General features: G+C 73.0%; 17 protein-coding genes. 9 read left to right on the plus strand and 8 right to left on the minus strand.

The window, feature by feature from the left end; translation table 11 throughout:
• Nucleotides 1-33: 33 nt before the first annotated feature.
• A complete protein-coding gene (locus AB0F81_RS24625) occupies nt 34-606 on the minus strand; it encodes a GNAT family N-acetyltransferase (protein WP_360200835.1) in 573 nt (190 codons plus the stop codon).
• Nucleotides 607-653: 47 nt separating this feature from the next.
• Entirely contained in the window at nt 654-1,076 is a 423-nt protein-coding gene (locus AB0F81_RS24630; RefSeq protein WP_360200836.1) for a class I SAM-dependent methyltransferase, read from the minus strand.
• On the opposite strand from AB0F81_RS24630, the gene AB0F81_RS24635 reads away from it, so the two are divergent.
• On the plus strand, nt 1,075-1,263 hold the full coding sequence (locus AB0F81_RS24635) for a hypothetical protein (RefSeq protein ID WP_360200837.1): 189 nt from the start codon (nt 1,075-1,077) through the stop codon (nt 1,261-1,263). The genes AB0F81_RS24630 and AB0F81_RS24635 overlap by 2 nt on opposite strands.
• Here the strand turns inward: AB0F81_RS24635 and AB0F81_RS24640 are convergent, their stop codons facing one another.
• Entirely contained in the window at nt 1,264-1,629 is a 366-nt protein-coding gene (locus AB0F81_RS24640; RefSeq protein WP_360200839.1) for a hypothetical protein, read from the minus strand.
• A 166-nt stretch (nt 1,630-1,795) separates the two neighbouring features.
• Between AB0F81_RS24640 and AB0F81_RS24645 the strand changes: the two genes are divergently transcribed.
• Nucleotides 1,796-2,743 carry a sulfite exporter TauE/SafE family protein gene (locus AB0F81_RS24645; protein WP_360200840.1) on the plus strand — a complete coding sequence of 316 codons (948 nt, stop codon included), beginning with the start codon at nt 1,796-1,798 and terminating at the stop codon, nt 2,741-2,743.
• Between the two features lie 137 nt (nt 2,744-2,880).
• On the opposite strand, the gene AB0F81_RS24650 is transcribed toward AB0F81_RS24645, so the two are convergent.
• Nucleotides 2,881-3,804 (minus strand): diacylglycerol kinase family protein, encoded by a 924-nt coding sequence (locus AB0F81_RS24650; RefSeq protein WP_360200841.1) that lies wholly within the window; start codon nt 3,802-3,804, stop codon nt 2,881-2,883.
• 110 nt (nt 3,805-3,914) lie between these two features.
• Here AB0F81_RS24650 and AB0F81_RS24655 point away from each other — a divergent pair, with 110 nt between their 5' ends.
• Nucleotides 3,915-6,995 carry a BTAD domain-containing putative transcriptional regulator gene (locus AB0F81_RS24655; protein WP_360200843.1) on the plus strand — a complete coding sequence of 1,027 codons (3,081 nt, stop codon included), beginning with the start codon at nt 3,915-3,917 and terminating at the stop codon, nt 6,993-6,995.
• Between the two features lie 58 nt (nt 6,996-7,053).
• The gene (locus AB0F81_RS24660) at nt 7,054-8,136 is read left to right on the plus strand and encodes a class I SAM-dependent methyltransferase (protein WP_360200844.1); all 1,083 of its coding nucleotides are present in this window, start codon (nt 7,054-7,056) and stop codon (nt 8,134-8,136) included.
• A 65-nt stretch (nt 8,137-8,201) separates the two neighbouring features.
• On the opposite strand, the gene AB0F81_RS24665 is transcribed toward AB0F81_RS24660, so the two are convergent.
• Complete coding sequence (locus AB0F81_RS24665; protein ID WP_360200846.1) at nt 8,202-9,998, minus strand: VanW family protein; 1,797 nt, start codon at nt 9,996-9,998, stop codon at nt 8,202-8,204.
• A 117-nt stretch (nt 9,999-10,115) separates the two neighbouring features.
• The gene (locus tag AB0F81_RS24670; protein WP_360200848.1) at nt 10,116-12,137 is read right to left on the minus strand and encodes a response regulator; all 2,022 of its coding nucleotides are present in this window, start codon (nt 12,135-12,137) and stop codon (nt 10,116-10,118) included.
• Nucleotides 12,138-12,247: 110 nt separating this feature from the next.
• Here AB0F81_RS24670 and AB0F81_RS24675 point away from each other — a divergent pair, with 110 nt between their 5' ends.
• Nucleotides 12,248-15,082 carry a PAS domain S-box protein gene (locus tag AB0F81_RS24675; RefSeq protein WP_360200850.1) on the plus strand — a complete coding sequence of 945 codons (2,835 nt, stop codon included), beginning with the start codon at nt 12,248-12,250 and terminating at the stop codon, nt 15,080-15,082.
• A gap of 59 nt (nt 15,083-15,141) precedes the next feature.
• Here AB0F81_RS24675 and AB0F81_RS24680 read toward each other — a convergent pair whose 3' ends face one another.
• Nucleotides 15,142-16,119, minus strand: a complete 978-nt coding sequence (locus AB0F81_RS24680; RefSeq protein WP_360200851.1) for a TerC/Alx family metal homeostasis membrane protein — start codon at nt 16,117-16,119, stop codon at nt 15,142-15,144.
• A gap of 286 nt (nt 16,120-16,405) precedes the next feature.
• On the opposite strand from AB0F81_RS24680, the gene AB0F81_RS24685 reads away from it, so the two are divergent.
• A complete protein-coding gene (locus AB0F81_RS24685) occupies nt 16,406-16,537 on the plus strand; it encodes a hypothetical protein (RefSeq protein ID WP_360200853.1) in 132 nt (43 codons plus the stop codon).
• A gap of 48 nt (nt 16,538-16,585) precedes the next feature.
• Here AB0F81_RS24685 and AB0F81_RS24690 read toward each other — a convergent pair whose 3' ends face one another.
• Nucleotides 16,586-17,218 (minus strand): alpha/beta fold hydrolase, encoded by a 633-nt coding sequence (locus AB0F81_RS24690; protein WP_360200861.1) that lies wholly within the window; start codon nt 17,216-17,218, stop codon nt 16,586-16,588.
• A 197-nt stretch (nt 17,219-17,415) separates the two neighbouring features.
• On the opposite strand from AB0F81_RS24690, the gene AB0F81_RS24695 reads away from it, so the two are divergent.
• From AB0F81_RS24695 to AB0F81_RS24705, 3 genes are all read left to right on the plus strand, one after another.
• Nucleotides 17,416-18,531, plus strand: coding sequence for an MFS transporter (locus tag AB0F81_RS24695; protein WP_360200863.1), 1,116 nt, complete (start codon nt 17,416-17,418; stop codon nt 18,529-18,531).
• Between the two features lie 8 nt (nt 18,532-18,539).
• Nucleotides 18,540-19,499, plus strand: coding sequence for a helix-turn-helix domain-containing protein (locus AB0F81_RS24700; RefSeq protein ID WP_360200855.1), 960 nt, complete (start codon nt 18,540-18,542; stop codon nt 19,497-19,499).
• A 65-nt stretch (nt 19,500-19,564) separates the two neighbouring features.
• Nucleotides 19,565-20,371, plus strand: an 807-nt coding sequence (locus tag AB0F81_RS24705; RefSeq protein WP_360200856.1) for an AAA family ATPase, incomplete at its 3' end; no start/stop codon positions are given.

Genomic DNA, 20,371 nt, shown 5'->3' on the forward strand with positions numbered 1-20,371 from the left:
GACCGGGGCCGGCCGGTGCCGGCCCCGGAACCTCTATCGCGACGAGCTCAGCGGCAGGTCCCGGACCAGCATCCGGTGCGAGCGCCAGCCGGGGAACGGCACCAGGTCGCCGACGTGCTGGAAGCGCAGTCGCTGCAGAGCGTGCCAGACCCGGGTGTTGGTCTCGGTGACGGCCAGCGACACCCGCTCCTCGGTGCGCTGCTGCAGCAACTCGTTGGTCATCCGGACACCCAGCCGATGCCGGCGGAACTCGGGCAGCACGAAGGCCTCGCAGACGGCGAACGTGCGCCCTTCCCACTCGACCGCCAGGTCCGGGTCGGTAGCGTCGGTGAGGTCCCGCCACCACAGGGTCTCGGCCGGCAGCGGACAGCCCATCACGGTGCCGACCAGCTCGCTGCCGACGTAGCCGAGCGCGGCCTGGAAGCCCGGGGCCTCCGCGGTCCAGATCAGGCGCTCCTCGACGGTCGGCGTGCTGTGGTCGATGAGGTGCAGGTCGGCGGCGTGCACGCGGCGGTAGACCGCGGCCAGCGCCTCGATGTCGACCTTGTCGGTGATCACCACCGTGCTCTCAAGGTCCTCGGCGGGCGCGGTGAATTGCAGTGTCATAGGTGGTCTCCTGGTTAAGGTAAGGCTTACCTAAGCAAAGGTTTCTTTCACAAGCAACCCACAGGTGCGCTCAGACACGTGAACAGCGACAGCGGATGCAGGGCCCGGCGCTGGACATCGCATCGCTCGGCCAGCGCGCCGGTCAGTTCCCGCAGCCGGGCGAACCGGAAGTCGTAGATCAGCAGCCGCCCGCCGGGGCGCAGCACCCGGGTGAGTTCCGCGGCGGCCCGGTCCGGTTCGGGCCACTCGTGCGCGCTCAGCGTGGAGACGATCACGTCGGCGCTGTGGTCCGGGCGGGGCAGTGCCGCGACGTCGGCCACCTCGAACCGGATCGCCGGCGCGGTCGCCGACCGCTGGGCCAGCGCGACCATGTCGGGGGAGAGGTCGAGGCCGGTCAGCGAGAGGTCCGGCCGTCGTGCGGCGAGCCGGCCGAGCAGCCCGCCGGGCCCGGCGCCGATGTCCAGCACCATGAAGTCAAGGCCCGCGCCCCTGTCGATCGGCGACCTGGCGGGCGAACTGCGGCAGCGCATCGCCGCCGCACAGGCCGCCCTGGCGATCGTCGAGCACGCGGCCCGGTGCACGGCCGACGACGCGCTCGCCTGCCCGGACCTGCGGGCGAAGGTCGCCACGCGCCTGCCCGGCGGCCTTCCGGCCTGATCAGGCGCCCAGCTCGGCCTCGATCTCCTCCGGCGCGCGCATCCGCCAGGCGTCGGTGATCAGCTCGCTCAGGCGGTCCACCGGCACCGCCGGCAGGCGCAGCATGACCAGCGGCAGGCCGTCGTATCCCGCAGTCGTGAAGAACAGGTCCGGCTCGCCCAGCAGCAGCGCCTGCTTCTCCGCCTCGTCGCCGACGAACAGCACCGCCACGTCGGTGCGGATCACCCGGGGCCGGCCCGGCAGCCGCTCCGGGTACGACCAGACGAACCCCTTGTTCGCCACCCGGAAGTCGAAGCCGTCACTGTCGATCTCCACGACGTGGGGCAGGGACAGCGCCAGACGGCGCACATCTTCCGCGTCAGCCATGGGCACAGGTTACGGCCGCGCGTCCGCAGGTCGGGACGACGCCTTGCCGTGCGGCGCGAGAACCACTAATCTCCGATCCAACGCATAGGAAATACAGGATTGGCAGAGCAGGTCGGCGAAGGTGCCGGCGGGCCGGAAACCCTCATTCATAACTGGCGGTAGAGACATGCAGAAACTCCTCCTTCTCGCCCTTGTCGGTCTCGGAGCCCAACTGGTCGACGGCAGCCTCGGCATGGCCTACGGCGTCACCTCGACCACCCTTCTGCTCGCGATCGGAACCAACCCGGCTGCCGCCTCGGCGACCGTGCACCTGGCCGAGATCGGCACCACGCTGGTCTCCGGCTTCTCGCACTGGCGGTTCGGCAACGTCGACTGGAAGGTCGTCCTGAAGATCGGCGTCCCCGGCGCGATCGGCGCCTTCGCCGGTGCGACGTTCCTCTCCAGCATCTCGACCGAGACCGCCGCGCCGCTGATGGCCGTCATCCTGCTCACCCTCGGTCTCTACGTCTTCCTCCGCTTCACCTTCCAGGGCCTGCCCAAGGGCCAGCTCGGCAAGCCGCTGCGCAAGCGCTTCCTGGCCCCGCTCGGTGTGGTCGCCGGCTTCGTCGACTCCACCGGTGGCGGCGGCTGGGGCCCGGTCGGCACCCCGGCGATCCTCGCCAGCGGCCGCCTCGAGCCGCGCAAGACCATCGGCTCCATCGACACCAGCGAGTTCCTGGTGGCGATCGCCGCGAGCATCGGTTTCATCGTCGGCATCGGCTCGGAGAACATCAACTACGGCTGGGTCCTCGCCCTGCTCATCGGCGGCGTGATCGCCGCACCCATCGCCGCCTGGCTGGTGCGGCACATCCCGCCGCGCGTCCTCGGCGCCGCGGTCGGCGGTCTGATCATCCTCACCAACACCCGCTCGCTGCTGCGCAGCGACTGGATCGACGCCTCCGACAACGTCCGCTACGTCTTCTACGCCGTCATCTACGTGGCGTGGGCGGCAGCGCTGGCCTACGCGATCAAGCAGTACCGCAGCCACCGCGCCGAGGACGAGCAGATCCTCGCCGAGGCCGAGACGGCCACGGCCGGCGAGACGCCGGACGAGAAGGCCACCACCCCCGCGTGACGTGAGCTGAGCAGTGATGCCCGGGAGCCAGGCTCCCGGGCATCTTCGCATTCCGTACGTCCTACCGCGCCCCAACCGCAGCTCGACGGTTCCGCGGTCGCGGCCGGTTCGACGGCGCCGCCACGTGCCGGCTGGGATCAGTGGTCGGGGGTGCCGGGCGGAGCCATGATCCGCAGGGCGTTGGCGTCCAGGGCGATCCGCAGCGGGGTGCGCCCGCACGGCTCCCCGTCCACCTCGACGTGCGCCGGCCGGTCGGTCTCCAGCCACAGTTCGCCGACCGCCAGGAACGGGCGCTCGTGCAGGGTGCGCCGGTGACCGGTGAGGGCGTTGCGGGCGGTCTCGCGCAGCAGTTCCCGCCGGGAGCCGCCGCCGACCGGGTAGGCGACCAGCAGGCGGTCGTCGGCGTGCGCGTCGGCGGTGATCGGGCGGCCGGCGTGGAAGCCGCCGTTCGCCACGTAGATCTGGTGGGTCACGAAGACCCGCTCCACCCCGTCGGCGCGGACCGTCACCCGCAACGGCCGGTGCCGGGCGAGCAGGCCCAGGGCGGTGATCGGGTAGGCGAGCCGCCCGATCACCCGCTTCAACCGGCTCGGTGCGTTGATCATCACCTCGGCGGAGAGCCCGGCGCCGACGTGGTTGGTGAACGGCATGTCACCGGCGACGCCCAGGTCGACGTCGATGACCGTGCCGTCGACCAGCGTCGACACCGCCTCGTCCAGGGACGGCTGGATGCCGACGGTGCGCGCGAAGTTGTTGGTGGTGCCCAGCGGCAGCAGGCCGAGCGCCATGTCGCGGTGCGCGAGCATCCGGCCGGCCGTGCTGATCGTCCCGTCGCCGCCGCCGGCCACCAGCAGGTCGGGTCCCTGCTCGATCGCGGCGGTCAGCGACTTCTCCAGGTCGCGCTCCACCGCGTAGGCGCCGAGCAGCTTGAAACCGGCGGTCAGCAGCCGGGCGTGTGCGTCCTCGTAGAGCTGCCGGCCACGGCGGGACCGGGCGTTGACCACGAGGGCCGCCCGCCGCTCGGTCCGGATGTCCTCGGTCAGCTGCTGCTTCGTCCGCACCGGCAGACCCTATCGTCCGAGGCTGGGCCGGAGCTGTTCGCGATCGTGGCTGCTGTCCGTTACTGGATATCGACTGGTCGCGCCCGTGAGGCAGTGGCGAGAATGGCGCCGTGGTCATCGATGTGGGCGTGCTGGGGCCGGTCGAGCTGTGCCGGGACGGCGTCCCGGTCCCGCTGACCGGCGCGCCGCAGCGCGTGCTGCTCGCCCGCCTCGCCCTCGCCGCCGGCCGCCCGGTCCCGGTCGCCGACCTGATCGACGCCCTCTGGGAGGGCGAGGCGCCGGAGAACGCGGTCGGCAACCTGCACAGTTACGTCTCCCGGCTGCGCCGGCACACCGGCGGGGAGGCGATCCGCCGGGAGCCGGGCGGTTACCGCCTGGACCTGCCGGAGGACGCCCTCGACCTCCGGCGTGCCGAGCGGCTGGTCGGGCAGGCCCGTGCCCAGCCGCCGGCCCGGGCCGCCGCCACCCTGGCCGAGGCGCTGGCGGTGTGGCGCGGCGACCCGCTGGCGGACGTGGCGGACCGGCTGGTGTTCGCCCCCGACGTGGCCCGCCTGTCCGAGTGGCGTCACCACCTGCGGGAGGAGTGGCTGGACCGCCGCCTCGACGCGGGCGAGGCCGCCGAGGCACTGCCCGAGGTGGAGGCCATCGCTGCCGCCGAGCCCCTGCGCGAGCGCATCCATCTGCTGCTCATGCGCGCCCTGCACGCGACCGGCCGCACGCCGGAGGCGCTGGCCGTGGCCCGCGCCTTCCGCGACCGGCTCGCGGAGGACCACGGCGTCGACCCGTCCCCGGCCCTCGTCGACCTGCAGCGCCGCATCCTCAGCGACGACCCGGCCCTGCGCCCACAGCCGCTTACGCCGTCCTTGCGCCCACAGCCGCTTACGCCGACCTTGCGCCCACAGCCGCTTACGGCCGGCTCCTCGGCCGGCCAGCCGCGGCATCCCACCGGGCCCGTGCTGAGTGATCAGCCACAGCACGGCTCTGGAGCCGTGCCGGGTGATCAGCCGCAGTATTCCACCGGCTCGCCTCTGACCGGCCCGCCGCAGCCGTCGACGTCCGATCAGGCGGAGGCGGACCCGGCCGGGCGCGGCCAGGCCGCGGTGGGCGAGGACGAGGCCGGCCCGGGGGAGCGGCTGCCGCCGGTGCGGGTGCGGCGGCGGGCGGACCGGTTCTTCGGCCGTCGCGGAGAGCTGGCAGCCGTGCGGGAGGCGCTGGCCACCGGGCGGGTCACTACGCTGGCCGGGCCCGGCGGGGTGGGCAAGACCCGGCTGATGACCGAGGCCCTGACCGGCGACGAGTTCGTCGTGGAGCTCGCCGAACTCTCCGTCCCGGCCGATGTGGCCGCTGCGGTGGCCGGCGCGCTCGGGCTGCGCGCCGCGCCGCGCGGTGGCGTCGCCGCACTCGCCGAGCGGCTCGGCGCGGCCCCGGCGGTGCTGGTGCTGGACAACTGCGAGCACCTGCTGGACGCGGTCCGTGACCTGGTCGACGAGCTGGTGGTGCGCTGCCCGGGCCTGCGCGTGCTGGCCACCTCCCGCCAGCGCCTCGACGTCGCCGGCGAGCGGGTGCTGCGGCTCGGCCCGCTGCCGGCCGAGGATCAGGTCGCGCTCTTCTGCGACCGCGCCGCCCTGCTGCGCGCCGACTTCGCCGACGAGCCACAACCGCGTACGCGTGAGCTCGCCGCCGAGATCTGCCGGCTGGTCGACGGCCTGCCGCTCGCCGTGGAGCTGGCCGCCCGCCGGGAGGCGGTGTTCGGGCTGGTGCATCTGCGCGACCGGCTCGGCGCCGGCCTGCACGTCCTCGACCCGGCCCGCGGCGGTGACCGGGCCACCGCGGTCTCGGCAACGGTGGAATGGTCCTACCGCCTGCTCGACCCGGCGGCGCAGCGCCTGCTGGACCGGCTGGCGGTCTGCCGGGGCGGCTTCGGCGTGGACGCGCTGCCCTACTTCCTGCCCGGCGAGGGTGAGCAACTACTCGCCGAGCTGGTGGACGCCTCGCTGGTCACGCCCGATCTGCGGGCCGACCCGCCGCGCTACCGGCTGCTGGAGACGGTGCGGCACGTCGGGCTCAGCCACCTCGGGCCGGACGGCGAGAGGCAGGCCCGCGACGCGCACGCCCGCTGGATGCTCGATCATGCCGCCGAGCTGGTGCGGCGCGGGCGGGACCGGGATCCGTGGACCACCCCGGCGATGCACCGGGAGCTGGCGAACCTGCAGGAGGCGCTGACCTGGCTGGGGGACGGCGACGACGGTTCCCGGCTGGCCGCGCTGCTCGCGGTGATCGAGGCCGGCGCCCCGGATCCGAGCCTCACGGAGCAGCTGGCGCGGCTCGCGCCGCAGCGGGTGGAGACCGAGAGCGAGGTGCACCGGGCACTGGCGGCCGGCACCGCCGCGCTGATCTCCAACCGTCAGCCGGAAGCCGACCGGCTGCTCAGCGCGGTGCTCGACCGGATGCCGGTGGGGCACCCGCTGCGGTGGAGCGCGCTGGTCAGCCGCATCTCCAACGCGATGTTCGGCGGGCGGGCCGACGACGTGCGCGCCGACGCGGAACGGATCGTCGTGGACCCGTCGGCGCCGCGCTGGGCGCGGGCGACCGGCGTCTGCTGTTCGGCGCTGATGGACGCCTACCACGGTGATCCGGAGGCGGGCCGGCGCTGGCTGGAGAAGTACGCCGCCGAGCTGCACACCGAAGGCCTGGACGGTTTCGTCCCGTTCACCCGTGGCGAACTGCTCGCCGCCGCCGACCCGGAGCGCGCCCTGGCCTGGTACGAGCATTCGATCGCCGCCAGTGACCGGGTCAACCAGGTCTACATGGCGAACGTCGCGCGGGTGGCCCGGGCGGCGGTGCTGATCCGGCTGCGCCGCCACCGGGAGGCGGTCGTCGCCTGCCGGGAGGTGATCGCCGCGGTCCGGTCGGCCGGGATGACCGCGCAGGTGTGGACGATGCTGCGGCTCACCGCCGAGCTGCTCGCCGACCTCGGTGAGGCGCGGGCGGCCGCGATGATCGTCCGGGCGGCGGACGCGGATCCGCTCGCACCGGCCGTGATGGGCCCCGATCGCGACCGCCTGGCCCGGCTGCGCACCGGCCCGGAGGAGCCGCTGCCCGGCGGCGGGGACGCCGCGTCGATCACCGCCTTCGCGCTGGCCGCGCTGGCCCGCCACGCGGAGCACGAGCAGGGAACAGGCAAGCGCTGACAGCCGGCGACAAGGTCGCAGCAAGGTCGCGGCAAGCGCCGCCCCGCACGGTAGGGGCATGACAGACACACAGCAGACCCCGGCCATCGACGAAGCCCGGGTGGAAGCCTTCGTCGGCCAGCTGGTCACCGACATCGCCGGCGCCGCCACCACCGTGATGACCGTTCTCGGCGACCGGCTCGGCCTGTTCAAGGCCATGACCGGCGCCGGCCCGCTGACCGCCGACAAGCTCGCCGCCCAGACCGGCCTGCACCCACGCCTGGTCACCGAGTGGCTCAGGCAGCAGGCGGTCTCCGGCTACCTGACCACCGAGGGCGACACCTTCGAGCTGCCCCTGGAGCACGCCCTCGCCCTGTCCGTGCTCGACTCACCCGCGCACATCGTCGCCGCCGGCGAGATCATCACCGGGCATTTCCTCTCGCTGGAGCAGGTCGAGGCCGCGTTCCGCGGCGACGGCGGCCTGCCCTACGACGAGGTTCCGGGTTGCACGCACCACGGCATCGAGCGTTACTTCCGTACGGCGTACGTCAACCACCTCGCGCAGACCTGGTTCCCGGCGGTTCCCGGCCTGCTGGAGAAGCTGGAGGCCGGTGCCCGGGTGGCCGACGTCGGCTGCGGGCACGGGTTCGCCACCCTGCTGATGGGCAGCACCTGGCCGGCCGGCACGGTGACCGGTTTCGACAACCACGAGCCGTCGATCGCCACCGCCCGGGCCCGCGCCATCGAGGCCGGCAGCCCGAGCAACGTCGCGTTCCACGTGGCCGACGCCGCGGGGATCGCCGGGCACGGGCAGTTCGACGTGGTGGTCTTCTTCGACGCGCTGCACGACCTGGGTGACCCGGCCGCCGCGCTGCGCTCGGCCTACGACGCGCTGGCGCCGGGCGGCATCGTGGTCGCCGTCGAGCCGTGGTCGGCCGACGACTTCACCGCCACGATCGGCATGCCGATCAGCCGGATCGGTTTCGCCTCCTCGACCGCGCTGTGCACGCCCGGCTCCCTGAGCCAGCCGGGCGCTTACGGCCTGGGCACCGCCGGTGGTCCCGCCAAGCGGCTGGAACTGCTCGCCGGCGCCGGTTTCGCCGACCCGATCCTGGCCGCCGACACCGGCTTCAACCTGGTCGTCTCCGCCACCAAGAAGTAGGCCGCCAAGAAGCAGGCCACCACTGTGGTGATTTCGGGTGCGCGCCGCACCCGAAATCACCACGCTCACTCCGCCTTGCCGCAGATGTAGTTGGGCTCGGCGTCGTAGCGCCAGGTGAACTTCTCCCGCTTGACCACCTTGCCGTCGCGGTGGAACAGCCGGAACGCGTCCTGGGTGAAGCCGTTGATGCCGCTGGTCGCGATGCAGCTCGGCCCGTCCGGCAGGGTGATGGTCCGCGGCGAGGTGATGTTGCGGCGCGGGCTGTACTCGGTGGTCACCTTGTCCCAGACCTTGGTGCTCCATACCGACACGGTGATCGAGTTGCTGGTCCAGGCGGTGTCGATCAGCACGCCGTGCGGGCTGTCGTTCTTGAACCGGAAGTCCAGGTCCGGGTAGAAGATCGTGGACTCGATGACCGCCGGGTACCGGTCGAAGTAGTACGAGTGCGGCTTGTGCTCCACGTCCTCGAGCCCGGCGTAGTAGGTGGCGTTGAACAGCGTCGTGGTGAACTGCGAGACCCCGCCGCCGACACCCGGCACCAGCTTGCCGTTGAGGATCACCGGCGCGTCCTTGTAGCCCTGCTTGTAGCTGCGCTCACCGGTGTGCTTGTTCAGCGAGAACGTCTTGCCCGGCAGCACCAGGGCGCCCCGCACCTGCTTGGCCGCCTGCACGATGTTCTGGCTGCGCGACGAGCCGAGGCCACCGGTGAACTTGGTGGTGAAGCTCGACACCTTCTCCTTCACCCCGAGCTTCTCCAGCTCGGCGGTGGTCAGCTTGGGCGCCGACTTGGTCAGGGCGGCTTCCACCGTACGGTCGCTGGTGCTCTTGAGGGCGGTGAGCAGCTGCGGCGCCGCCGCCGCGAGGTCGAGAGCGGCCCCGTCGGTGCCGGCGACGATCTTGGGTTTACCGGCGGCGAAGGTGAAACGGGCGTCGCGCGCGGCGACCTCCAGTTTGGCGAGCTGCGGCGCGACGGCGGCCCGCAGCTTCTTGTCGTCGATCCGCGGCTCGATCTTCCCGGCCTTGTCGGCGGTCAGCACCAGGCTCTTCGCGATGGCCGCCGGTGGGATGCTCAGCGTGCCGCGCTCGGAGGTGAGGGTGACCGGCGCGGAGACCGCCGGGCGGGCGACCGTCTCGACCAGTTCGTCGACCTCGGCCGCGGTGGTCACCGGGTGCACCTCGACGAGCGGCACGGTGACCGTCCCGCCGCCCAGCCAGCCGGTGCGCAGCGCCTCGGCGGAGCGGGCCGGGTCGAGGTCGCGGCCGGGTTCCGGGTGCACGGCGCGCGGGGTGACGCCGTCGAAGACGACGGCGGGCTTGCGCATCGTCGTGCCGAACTTGCCGGCCGACTTGCGCAACGCGGCGTCGAGCAGGTCCGGGTCGACGGCGACGACCGGTTCCACCTCCCGGCCGCCGAACAGGGCGGGACGGCCGCGCTCGGCGGCGTCGACGGTCGCCTCGACGTCGACGACCAGGCCCACGTCGGCGGGTTTGACCGCGGCGGTCTTGCCGGTGCCGTCGATCGCCACCTGGACCGGGCCGGCGAGTTTCTGATCCGCCGCGAGGTGGGCGCGCAGGGCCGAGGAGGCCTCGGCGCGGCTGAGCCCGCCGAGGTCGACGCCGAGCACCGAGACGCCCCGCGGCACCTCACCCTGGAACGCCCAGGTGACGGCGCCGCCGGCGCCGGCGGCCAGGACGAGCACGGTGACCCCGGCGATGAGCAGCTTGCGGCCGCGCCGGCCGGCCGGCGCCTCCGGGGCGGCCGGTGGGGGGCCGACGGTGTCGTGCACCGGCACGGCCTGCTGCGGGAGCCGGATGGTCGGCGTGTCCTCGGTCGAGGGCTGGCGGTCGCTCGCAGTGGTCACCGAGGGCGTCCTTCCGGGGTCGGTGGGCGCTACGTCCAGGTTTGGACGTATTCGCGGACGCCGATCACGTCGCGGGCCAAGAATCGTAGTCGACGCCGGGCCCCGGTGCCCCGTGGGTCAGCTGTGATGGGCCGCGATCAATGCTGACCGCACCGTGCTGATCAGCGTCTCCCGGTTGTACGGCTTGGCGAGGATGGTCGATCCCGGCTCCAGGTTGTTGCCCTGCTCGTCGAAGAGCGCCTCGGCGAACCCGGAGACGAACACGATGGTGAGGTTCGGCTGCCGGGAGGTGGCGATCTGGGCCAGCTGGCGGCCATTCATCCCGGGCATCACCACGTCGGTGACCAGGGCGGCGACGTGCCCCGGGTGCTGCTCCAGCACCTTCAGTGCCTCGGTGCCGTCGGAGGCGGTCAGCACGTGGTAACCGGCGCTGCTGAGGATCCGCGCGGTGACCTGGAGCAGGGCCACCTCGTCGTCGACCAGCAGCAGGGTCTCGCCGCCCGGGCAGGCCTGGTGCTCCTCGGCCGGGGGCGGTTCGGCGGGCGTGGTGACGACCGCGGGCAGGGCGAACGTGGCGGTGGTGCCGGCGCCCTCGCGGGAGAGCAGGGTGAGCTGGCCGCCGGCCTGGCTCACGATGCCCTGCGCGGTGGACAGGCCCAGCCCGGCCGTGCCGGCGGTGGGCTTGGTACTGAAGAACGGCTCGCAGGCGCGGTCGAGGACGTGCTGCGGCATGCCGGTGCCGGTGTCCCGGATGCGGAGCACGACCTGCTCGTCCTCCAGGGCCGTGGAGATCGTGACGGTGCCGCCGCGCGGCATGGCCTCGGCGCTGTTGCGGACCAGGTTCTGCACCGCCTGGGTGATCTGCGCCGGGTCGGCCTGGATGTCCGGCAGGTCGGCGGCCAGGTCGAGGACCAGCTCGGCCGTCTCGCCGGCGGCGGCGCGCAGGGTGTCGGACGCGTCGCGCAGCAGCGTGTTCATGTTGCACGGGGCCGGCTGGGTGACCTCGCGGCGGCCGAAGGCGAGCAGCTGCTGGGTGAGGGTCTTGGCGCGTTCGCCGCCCTTGACGACCTGGCCGAGATCGTCGAGCAGCGACGCGGCGGTCTCCGCCGGTACGCTGCCGTCCTCCTGCCCGTCGGTGATCGTCTCGATGGCCAGCGTCGCGTACCCGATGATCGCGCCGAGGATGTTGTTGAAGTCGTGCGCGGTGCCACCGGCCATCCGGCGCAGGCTGTCCAGGCGCTCGGCGTCGCGGTGCCGGGCCTCCTCCTGGCGGCGCTGGGTCTCCTCGCGCAGCCGCTCCTCCGCGGAGACCAGGTCGGTGACGTCGTCGACCATCAGCACCCCGCCGGCGAGCTGGCCGTCCTCGTCGTCGTGGATCTGCCGCAGGTGCAGCCGCAGCCGCCGGGTGGTGCTGTCTGACCAGGTGATCCGGTGGTCGAACTTCAGCTCGGTGGTGTCGCCGGCGCCGTGCAGCAGGCTCAGCGCGGCGTTCTGCGCGTCGGCGTCGAGGCAGGCCAGCCAGCCCTGGCCGAGGAAGCTGTCCAGCGGCCTCTGCATGATCTCGGCGAGGCGCGGGTTGATGTAGTCGGCGTTGCCGTGCCGGTCGATGATGCCGATGCCCACCGGTGAGGCGATCGCCATCGCCTCGAAGCGGCGCTCGGTGTCGTGCAGCGCCCGTACCTTCTCGATCAGCTTGGCGTTGACCGCGTGCAGGTGGGCCTGGGCGAACGTGTCGTCGGCGGCCGGCACGTCGATCGTGACCGGGCCCTGGGCCAGGGCGGTGTCGACCGCGTCCAGCAGGGTGTGCGGGTCCTGCGAGCGCAGCACCACCTGGCTGACCCCGCAGGCCTCGGCGATCGGCCGGGTCTCCGGCTCCAGGTAGTTCGCGGTGTAGAAGATGACCGGCGCCTGGGCGGCCTGCCGGTCCGGGTCGCTGCGCAGCCGGTGGACCAGCTCCAGGCCGTCGATACCGGGCATCAGCACGTCGGAGACGACGACGTCGGGGTGGTGGACGTGGGCCAGGCGGAGCGCGTCGGCCCCGTCGTGCGCCTCGATGACCTCGTGACCCCGGTAGCCGAGCAGCATGCGCACGATGTCCCGGTTGGCTGCCACGTCGTCGACGACCATCACTGTCGCCACGGCGTCTCCCTCTGCGTGATGCCGAAGAACTTATGTCCGGAATAAGGCTAAAGCAGAAAATCATCACATGTACGGTGATGCTGAATCGGATTCGTCTGCCGGGAGTGGGTGTGTGGATCTACGGAGCGGCTGCCGCGGCCGCCCTGGCACTCGGTGCCACCGCGCTGCGCCGCCGGCGGCGTGGCCGGCGGCGTGGCCGGGCTGTTCAGCCGCAGCTCCTGTTCAGCAGCCAGACCCACGTCAACGCCCGCCTGGCCGCGATCGTCGAGGCCTCCCAGGACGCCATCGTCAGCAAGGCGCTGGACGGCACGATCCACACCTGGAATCCCGGCGCTGAGCGGCTCTACGGCTACACCACCGACGAGATGGTCGGCAGCGACGTCACCCGGCTGCTGCCGCCGGACCGGCGCGGGGAGGAGAAGGAACTGCTCGGCCGGGTGCTGGGCGGTCAGGCCCTGAGCCGTTACGAGACCCGCCGCCAGCGCAAGGACGGCAGCATCATCGAGGTGTCGCTGAGCATGGCGCCGATGCGCGACACCGACGGCACGGTGATCGGCGCGTCCACCGTCGCGCACGACATCACCGCCCGGGTGCACGCCGAGCAGCGGCTCCGCGTCGAGCGCGAGCAGCTGGAAATGATCATGCAGGCGGCCAGCGACCCGTTCTTCACCATGGACGGCGAGGGCGTGATCGCCGAGTGGAACCGGCAGGCCGAGCACGTCTTCGGCTGGCGGCGGGAGAAGATCGTGGGCCGCAACGTCGCCGACACCATCCTGCCGGCCCGTTACTGCGGTGCTCTGGAACGGGTGCTCGACGGCCGGTGGGACTGGCTGCTCGACCGCCCGACCGAGATCGCGGCGACCCACCAGGACGGCCACGAGATCCCGGTCGAGCTGACCATGTGGCGCATCGGCCACGACGGCGGCGTGCACTTCCACGGCTTCGTCCGCGACATCACCGCCCGCCGGCAGACCGAGCAGGCCCTGGCCGAGGCCCGTGACCAGGCGATCGAGACGGCCCGGCTGAAGTCGCAGTTCCTGGCGTCGATGAGCCACGAGATCCGGACCCCGATGAACGGGGTGATCGGCCTGACCGGCCTGCTGCTCGGCTCACCGCTCGACGACAAGCAGCGCCGCTACGCCGAGGGCATCAGCGCCGCCGGCTCGGCCCTGCTCGCGGTGATCAACGACATCCTCGACTTCTCCAAGCTGGAGGCCGGCAAGGTCCTGCTGGAGGAGGCCAACTTCGAGGTCGGCCGGCTGCTCGACGACGTGGTGTCGCTGGTCGCCCCGCCGGACACCCGGGACGCGGTGACCGTCGTCGGGATGTGCGACCCGCGCCTGCCGGGCACCGTCTGCGGCGATCCGGCCAAGCTGCGCCAGGTGCTGCTGAACCTGGCCGGCAACGCGGTCAAGTTCACCAGCCGGGGGCAGGTCGCCATCACCGCCGCGCTGGACGAGCGGCATCCGTCCGGCCCGGACGCCGTACCGATCCGCTTCGAGGTGCACGACACCGGCATCGGCATCGACGAACACCAGCAGGAACAGCTCTTCGAGGCGTTCACCCAGGCCGACGCCGGCACCACCCGCAAGTTCGGCGGCACCGGGCTGGGCCTGGCGATCAGCCGTGACCTGGTCGAGCTGATGGGCGGCGGCATCGGGGTGGAGAGCGAGCCCGGGCACGGCAGCACCTTCTGGTTCACCGTCACGCTGCGCGCCGCCCGCGACGACCTCGACCTCTCCGAGCGGCACTCGCTCGACGGGCTGCGGGTGCTCATCGTGGACCGCGACGAGAACGACCGCAGCGTGCTCGCCGACCAGCTCGCCGCCTGGTCGATGCAGGCGACCGGGACGGTGGACACGGCGAGCGCGGGCACCGCGCTGCGCGACGCGGCCGCGGCCGGCCGCCCGATGGACCTGGTCATCGTCGACATCGGGACCGCCCGCGACGACGGGCTGGACATCGGCGGCCTGACGATCGCCCCGGCCGGCTGCCCGTCGCCGAAGACCATCCTGCTCGCCGACGACGCCCACCACCTGCCCGAGGAGCCGGACCCGGAGCGGTTCTCGGCGGCCTTCGCCAAGCCGTTGCGGCAGTCGCAGCTTTACGACGCGCTGGTCGGGGTGCTCACCGACCACGCCGAGGATCAGGCCATCGGCACCACGGCCGACGCTCCGCTGGGCCGCGGCCATCTGCTGCTGGTCGAGGACAACGACATCAACCGTACGGTGGCCCTCGGCGTCCTCGCCAACCTCGGCTACAGCGCCGACGTCGCGGTCAACGGTGTGGAGGCGGTCGAGCGGGCCACCGGGCAGGAGTACCAGGCGATTTTCATGGACTGCCTGATGCCGGAGATGGACGGGTACGCCGCCACCGAGGAGATCCGGCGCCGTGAGCCGGAGGGCCGGCACGTCCCGATCATCGCCCTGACCGCGAGCGCGCTGCCCGAGGACCGGGCCCGCTGCCTGGCCGCCGGGATGGACGGGCACATCGCCAAGCCGCTGATCCCGGCCGACGTGGCGCGGGTGCTGGAACGCTGGACCAGCCCGGTGCCGGTGCCCGAGCTGAGCACCGTGGTCACCGAGATCGAGCAGCGGCTCGACCAGCTGCGCGGCCCCGACCCGGTGGCCACGGCCACCGCGCTGGACGGGCTGCTGCGCGCCCTGTCGGCGAAGATCCCCGAGCATCTGGAGCGGATCATCCACGCCCTGGCGTTCGACGACGCCGACCTGCTGCGGGCCGAGGCGCACCAGCTCAAGGGCATCATGGCGAACCTGGGGGCGGGCGCGGCCACCGAGGCCTGCGGCCGGCTGGAGAACGACGCCCGCGCCGGCGACCTGGAGGCCGCGGTGGCTTCGCTGGCGCACGCCCGCCCGCTGATCGAGCTGACCCGGCAGGCGGCCGATCAGATCCGCCCGCGGCTCAGCGAGGCCTCCTCGGCGTAGCGGTGGCAGGCCGCCCGCCGGCCGTCGGGCAGGTCGTCCATCGGGGCGGCCGGGACCCCTCAACGCCCGGCGGCGACGGCCTCCCGGCGGTTGGCCAGCAGGCTGGTGGCCGTCACGGTGGCGAGGGTGACGGCGATGACGGCGAGCGACAGCTCGGTCGGGATGTCCGGCACCGACGGCCAGACCTTGTGCGCCCAGTGCAGCACCAGCTTCACGCCGATGAAGGCCAGGATGATCGCCAGCCCGTAGTCCAGGTGGCGCAGCCGGTCCAGCACGTTACGCAGCACGAAGTACAGCGCCCGCAACCCGAGCAGGGCGAACGCGTTGGTGGCGAAGACCAGGTACGGGTCCTCGGTCACCCCGTACACCGCGGGGACCGAGTCGACGGCGAAGACCAGGTCGGTCATGAACACCGCCACCACCACCAGGGCCAGCGGCGTCAGGGTACGACGGCCGGCCTCCATCACGGTCAGCCGCCCACCGTGGTAGCGGCCGGTCACCGGCATGAACCGGCGCATGAACCGGACACTGCGCAGGTTCTCGATGTCGACGTGGTACTGCTCGTGGCGCATCGCGTCGCGCATCACCTTGACCGCCGTGGCCAGCAGCGCCGCCCCGAACAGCAGGAACGCCCAGGCGCCGGTCTGCAGCACGGCGGCCCCGGCGGCGATGAAGATCGCCCGCATCACCAGCGCCCCGACGATGCCGTAGAGCAGCACCCGCTGTGCCAGGGCGGGCGGCACCGCGAACGCCGCCAGCAGCAGCATGAACACGAACAGGTTGTCCACCGACAGGGACTTCTCCACCACGTACCCGGTGAAGAACTCGATGCCGGGCTTGCGCCCGTACACCTGCCAGATGAGGACGCCGAAGGCGGCCGGAAGCGCGAGATAGAAGATCGACCACCCGACCGCCTCGCGCATCGCCACCTCGTGCGGGCGCCGGGTGAGCGCGAAGTCGGCGGCCAGCAGCGCCAGCAGCACCACGATGGTGATCGTCCAGAGTTGTGGGGACGCGATGGTAGAAAGGGGCGTCACAGGGCCTCCTCGGACATGCCTAGTAGTCCGAGGTCTCCCTCACCCGCGAGACGATCCCACGAGCGAGCGCACGGGGGCATTTCGGTATGCCCGTGATGACCGCCACGCTCTCGGAGGAGGTACTCCCCTCACGGGCAGGATAGGCACCCCGCCCGCCGGTAGCCATCCCGAACACCGAAATAACCGATTCGGGTTGACGGCCGGACCCCGCCGCGCGACCGTGGGATGAAGGCCGTCCGCCGGGGGATCTTCCCTGGTGGCGGCGGGGGAAAGGTAGGACCGTCGCATGCTGATCGACATTCTGGTCGGCACGATGCTGATGCTCTGCCTCGTGATCAGCAGTGCCGCACTGCTACCACCGCGCCGGCACGCGCATCACGGTCATCACCGGATGCGCTTCCATCACCGGCACAGTTGAGAACAAACGGCCCGGGCCGGATCCGACCCGGGCCGTCGCCTGTCCCGCTCACAGGAACTCGCGCAGGGTCGCCGCGAACGACGCCGGCGCGCGCAGGTGCGGAAAACCCGAGCGCGGCCGGGCGGCGGAGACCGGGTGCGGCCGCGCGCGGCCGGCATCCGGTCGCCGGAACCAGCATCGGTACGCGCGCAGCAGCGTCGCGTCCGGCCGGGCGACCGCGAACTGCCGGTACGCGGCCGGAATGGCGCCCAGGTCGGCGGCGGCCAGATGCTGCTCCACGGTCTCCGGCGGTTCGGCCACCGGCTCGTCGAGGGTGACCACGGCCCGGGTCGCGACGGTGTCCGCGAACGCCTCGGCGAGCAGCGCGGACTCGCCCTGCCCGACCAGCACCGGGGCCCGGTGCAGCTGCAGGCCGGCGATCAGCATCGCCAGGTCGTGGGCGAGCGACTCCAGCTCGTAGTCGCCGCGCGGCGCGGACTGCCCGTGACCGGGCAGGTCGACGGCGATGACGCTGCACGCGTTGCCCAGGTCGGCCGCGACCGGCCACCACATCGTGCGGTCGTAGAGCAGGCCGTGCAGCAGCACGACCGGGCGGCCGTAGGCGCCCCACCGGTCGTAGACCAGCCGGTTCTTCGGGGTTCCGTAGGCGTGGGTGGTGCGGCGCGGGGGCTGGGGATGCATGCTCACGGTCTTCCTGCTTCGGGGGATCGTCAAACCTGTGTGCCGGGGGGAAACGCTCACCGGTTCACTACGGGCGCGATGATGGTCGCGATCGAATCGATCGGGAGGAGTTCCGTGTGACCGGGCAGCTTGCCCCCGCCCAGCTGTCCCCGTGGCGGGCGATCGCCGCCTTCGGCGTGGTCAGCCTCGCCGCCGACATGGTGTACGAGGGCGCCCGCTCGGTCACCGGCCCGCTGCTCGGCGCCCTCGGCGCGTCCGCCCTCGCGGTCGGGCTGATCACCGGTGCCGGTGAGGCCGCGGCCCTGCTGCTGCGGCTGGTCTCCGGCCCGCTCGCCGACCGCACCGCGCGGTACTGGGCGCTGACCATCACCGGGTACGGGCTGACCGCGGTGTGCGTACCGCTGCTGGCCGTGGCGCCCGTCCTCGGCGCCGCCGGTCTGGCGGTCGCCGCCGTGCTGATCGTGACCGAGCGGATCGGCAAGGCGATCCGCAGCCCGGCCAAGTCCGCTCTGCTCGCCGAGGCGGCCGGCGCGGTGGGCCGGGGCCGCGGGTTCGCCGTGCACAAGGCGCTCGACCAGATCGGCGCGTTCGCCGGGCCGCTGCTGGTCGCCGCGCTGGTCGCCGTCGCCGGCACGGTCTGGCCCGCACTCGCCGTGCTGGCCGTCCCCGGCGCCGCCGCGATGGTGCTGCTGGTGTGGATGCGGCGCCGGTTCCCCGGCCCGGCGCCCCGGCCGGCCGAGGCGGGAAGCCCGATCGCCGCCGGGGCCCGCGGGCTGCCCCGGCGGTTCCACTGGTTCGCCGCCTCGGCCGCCGCCTCCACCGCCGGGCTGGTCACGTTCGGGCTGATCTCGTACCACGCGAGCCGTACCGGCGGGATCGCGCTCGCCGCGGTGCCGATCCTGTACGCCGGCGCGATGGCCGCCGGCGCCCTGGCCGCCCTGGCCAGCGGCCACCTCTACGACCGCTGGGGCGCCCGGGTCCTGTACGCCCTGCCGGTGCTCGCCGCCGCCACCCCCGCGCTGGCCCTCTCCGGCAGCATCCCCGCCATCGTGACCGGCACGCTGCTCTGGGGCGCGGCCATCGGCGTGCAGGACTCCACCGTGAAGGCGCTCGTCGCCGATCTGGTTCCCGGTGACCGGCGGGCCACCGCCTACGGGGTGTTCGCCGCGGTGCAGGGGGTCGCCGCGATCGCCGGCGGCGCCCTCGCCGGTGGCCTCTACGGTTACTCGATCACCCTGCTGGCCGTGATCCTGGCCGGCGCCCAGGTGCTCGCGCTGGTGCTGTTGGCGCTGACCCTGCACCGCGTACGGTAAGCGCCACGATGGCGTTCGTTCTCGACACCGCGGGCATCCCGGTCCAGGACCGGCTGGAGGCCGTGCACACCGCGATGATGTACGCCTCGGCGCCCTGCCACGTCATCCACGAGGACCCGGACGGCCCGGTCTACGCCCGGATGGAGGTCTGGGACCTCAGCGACGCGAACGTGTTCACCCAGCGCTCCTCCGGGATCCGGCTGGTGCGCACCGCGAAGCTGGCCCGGCAGGACGCGATGCCGGTGATCGCCCTGTCCGTGCAGCACCGCGCCACCGGCCGGCTCGCCCAGGGCGGCCGGCAGGAGCTGACCGCGCCCGGCGAACTGCTCGGCGTCGACCTCTCCGCGGCCTACGACTACTCGTGGGCCGGGCACGGCGCGGCCGGCTGCGTCCAGATCCCGCTCGACCGGCTCGGCCTGCCCGTCGACGTGATCCGCACGGCCCTCGGCAACCTGCGGGGCAGCCCGCTCTACCGTCTGGTCACCACCCACATCGACCAGCTGGCCCGGGATCCGGCCCGGATCACCGCCGACCCGGCCGCGGCCACCGTGGCCACCGCCACCATCGACCTGTGCCGGGCGCTGCTCGCCTCGGCCGGCCGCTCCCGCACCCACACCCGGCAGGCGCTCGCCGACACGCTGCTCACCCGGGTGCTCGCCTATGTGCGCCAGCACCTCACCGACCCGGCGCTGAGCCCCGCGACGATCGCCGCCGCGCACAACATCTCGGTGCGCCACCTCTACAAGGTCTGCGCCGGCGCCGACCTCAGCCTGGAGCAGTGGATCATCAGTGAGCGCCTCCAGGGGGCCCGCCACGAGCTGCTGCAACGGGGCAGCGCCCGGCGCTCGATCGCGGCGATCGCCCGGGGCTGGGGGTTCCGCGATCCGACGCACTTCGCCCGCCGGTTCAAGGAGCGTTACGGGATGTCGCCCCGCCAGTGGCGCGACTCCACCCACGACGCACGCTGAGCCGACAACCGTGCACGCACAGCAAAGCCCCGGGCACGTGACGCTGACTAGCGTTCCAGCCAGTCATGGTGCTCAGGGGGAGAGCCGTGGAGTGCCGCACGCTGGCGGCCTTCACCACGGCAGTGCGCGGCGGGCTCGGCGGGACGTTGGTGCTGCGGGGCGACCCGGGCATCGGCAAGACCGCGCTGCTCGACCACGCCGCCGGCCGGGCCGGTGACCTGCGGGTGATCCGGCTGGCCGGCGTCGAGGAGGAGGCCGGTTTCGCGTTCGCCGCCCTGCACCGGCTGCTGATCCCGCACCTGTCCCGGCGGGACACGCTCAACCCGGCCCACCGCCGGGTGCTCGGTGTGGCCTGCGGTCTCACCGACGGGCCGCCTGCCGATCCGCGTCTGGCCGGGCTGGCGACCGCGGCGCTGCTCGCCCGGGCCGCCGCGGACGGTCCGGTGCTGTGCTGCGTGGACGACGCCCACTGGCTGGACCGGGAGTCCTTGGAGGCGCTGGTCACGGCGAGCGCCGGCCGGCCGGCGCTCGGGATGCTCTTCACCGCCTGTGGCGCGGTGCCCGAACTGGACGGGCTGCCGGTCGTCGAGGTCGGCGGCCTGCCCGAGGCCGACGGCGTGGCGCTGCTGCGCTCGGTGGTCACCGGCCCGCTGGACCAGCGCGTGGCGACCCGGCTGGTCACCGCCACCGGCGGCAATCCGCTGGCCCTGCGCGACCTCGGCCGGGAACTGACCGCGGACCAGCTGACCGGCGCGCAGTCGCTGCCCGACCCGGTGCCGCTGCTGGACGTCGCGGACGCGGTCCGCCCGTACCCGGAAGTGATCGCAGTCCTGGAGAGCGCCGCGGACGACGGGTTCCTCGGCGCGCTGCCG

The sequence above is a fragment of the Actinoplanes sp. NPDC024001 genome (assembly GCF_040638955.1).
Lineage (GTDB): Bacteria > Actinomycetota > Actinomycetes > Mycobacteriales > Micromonosporaceae > Actinoplanes.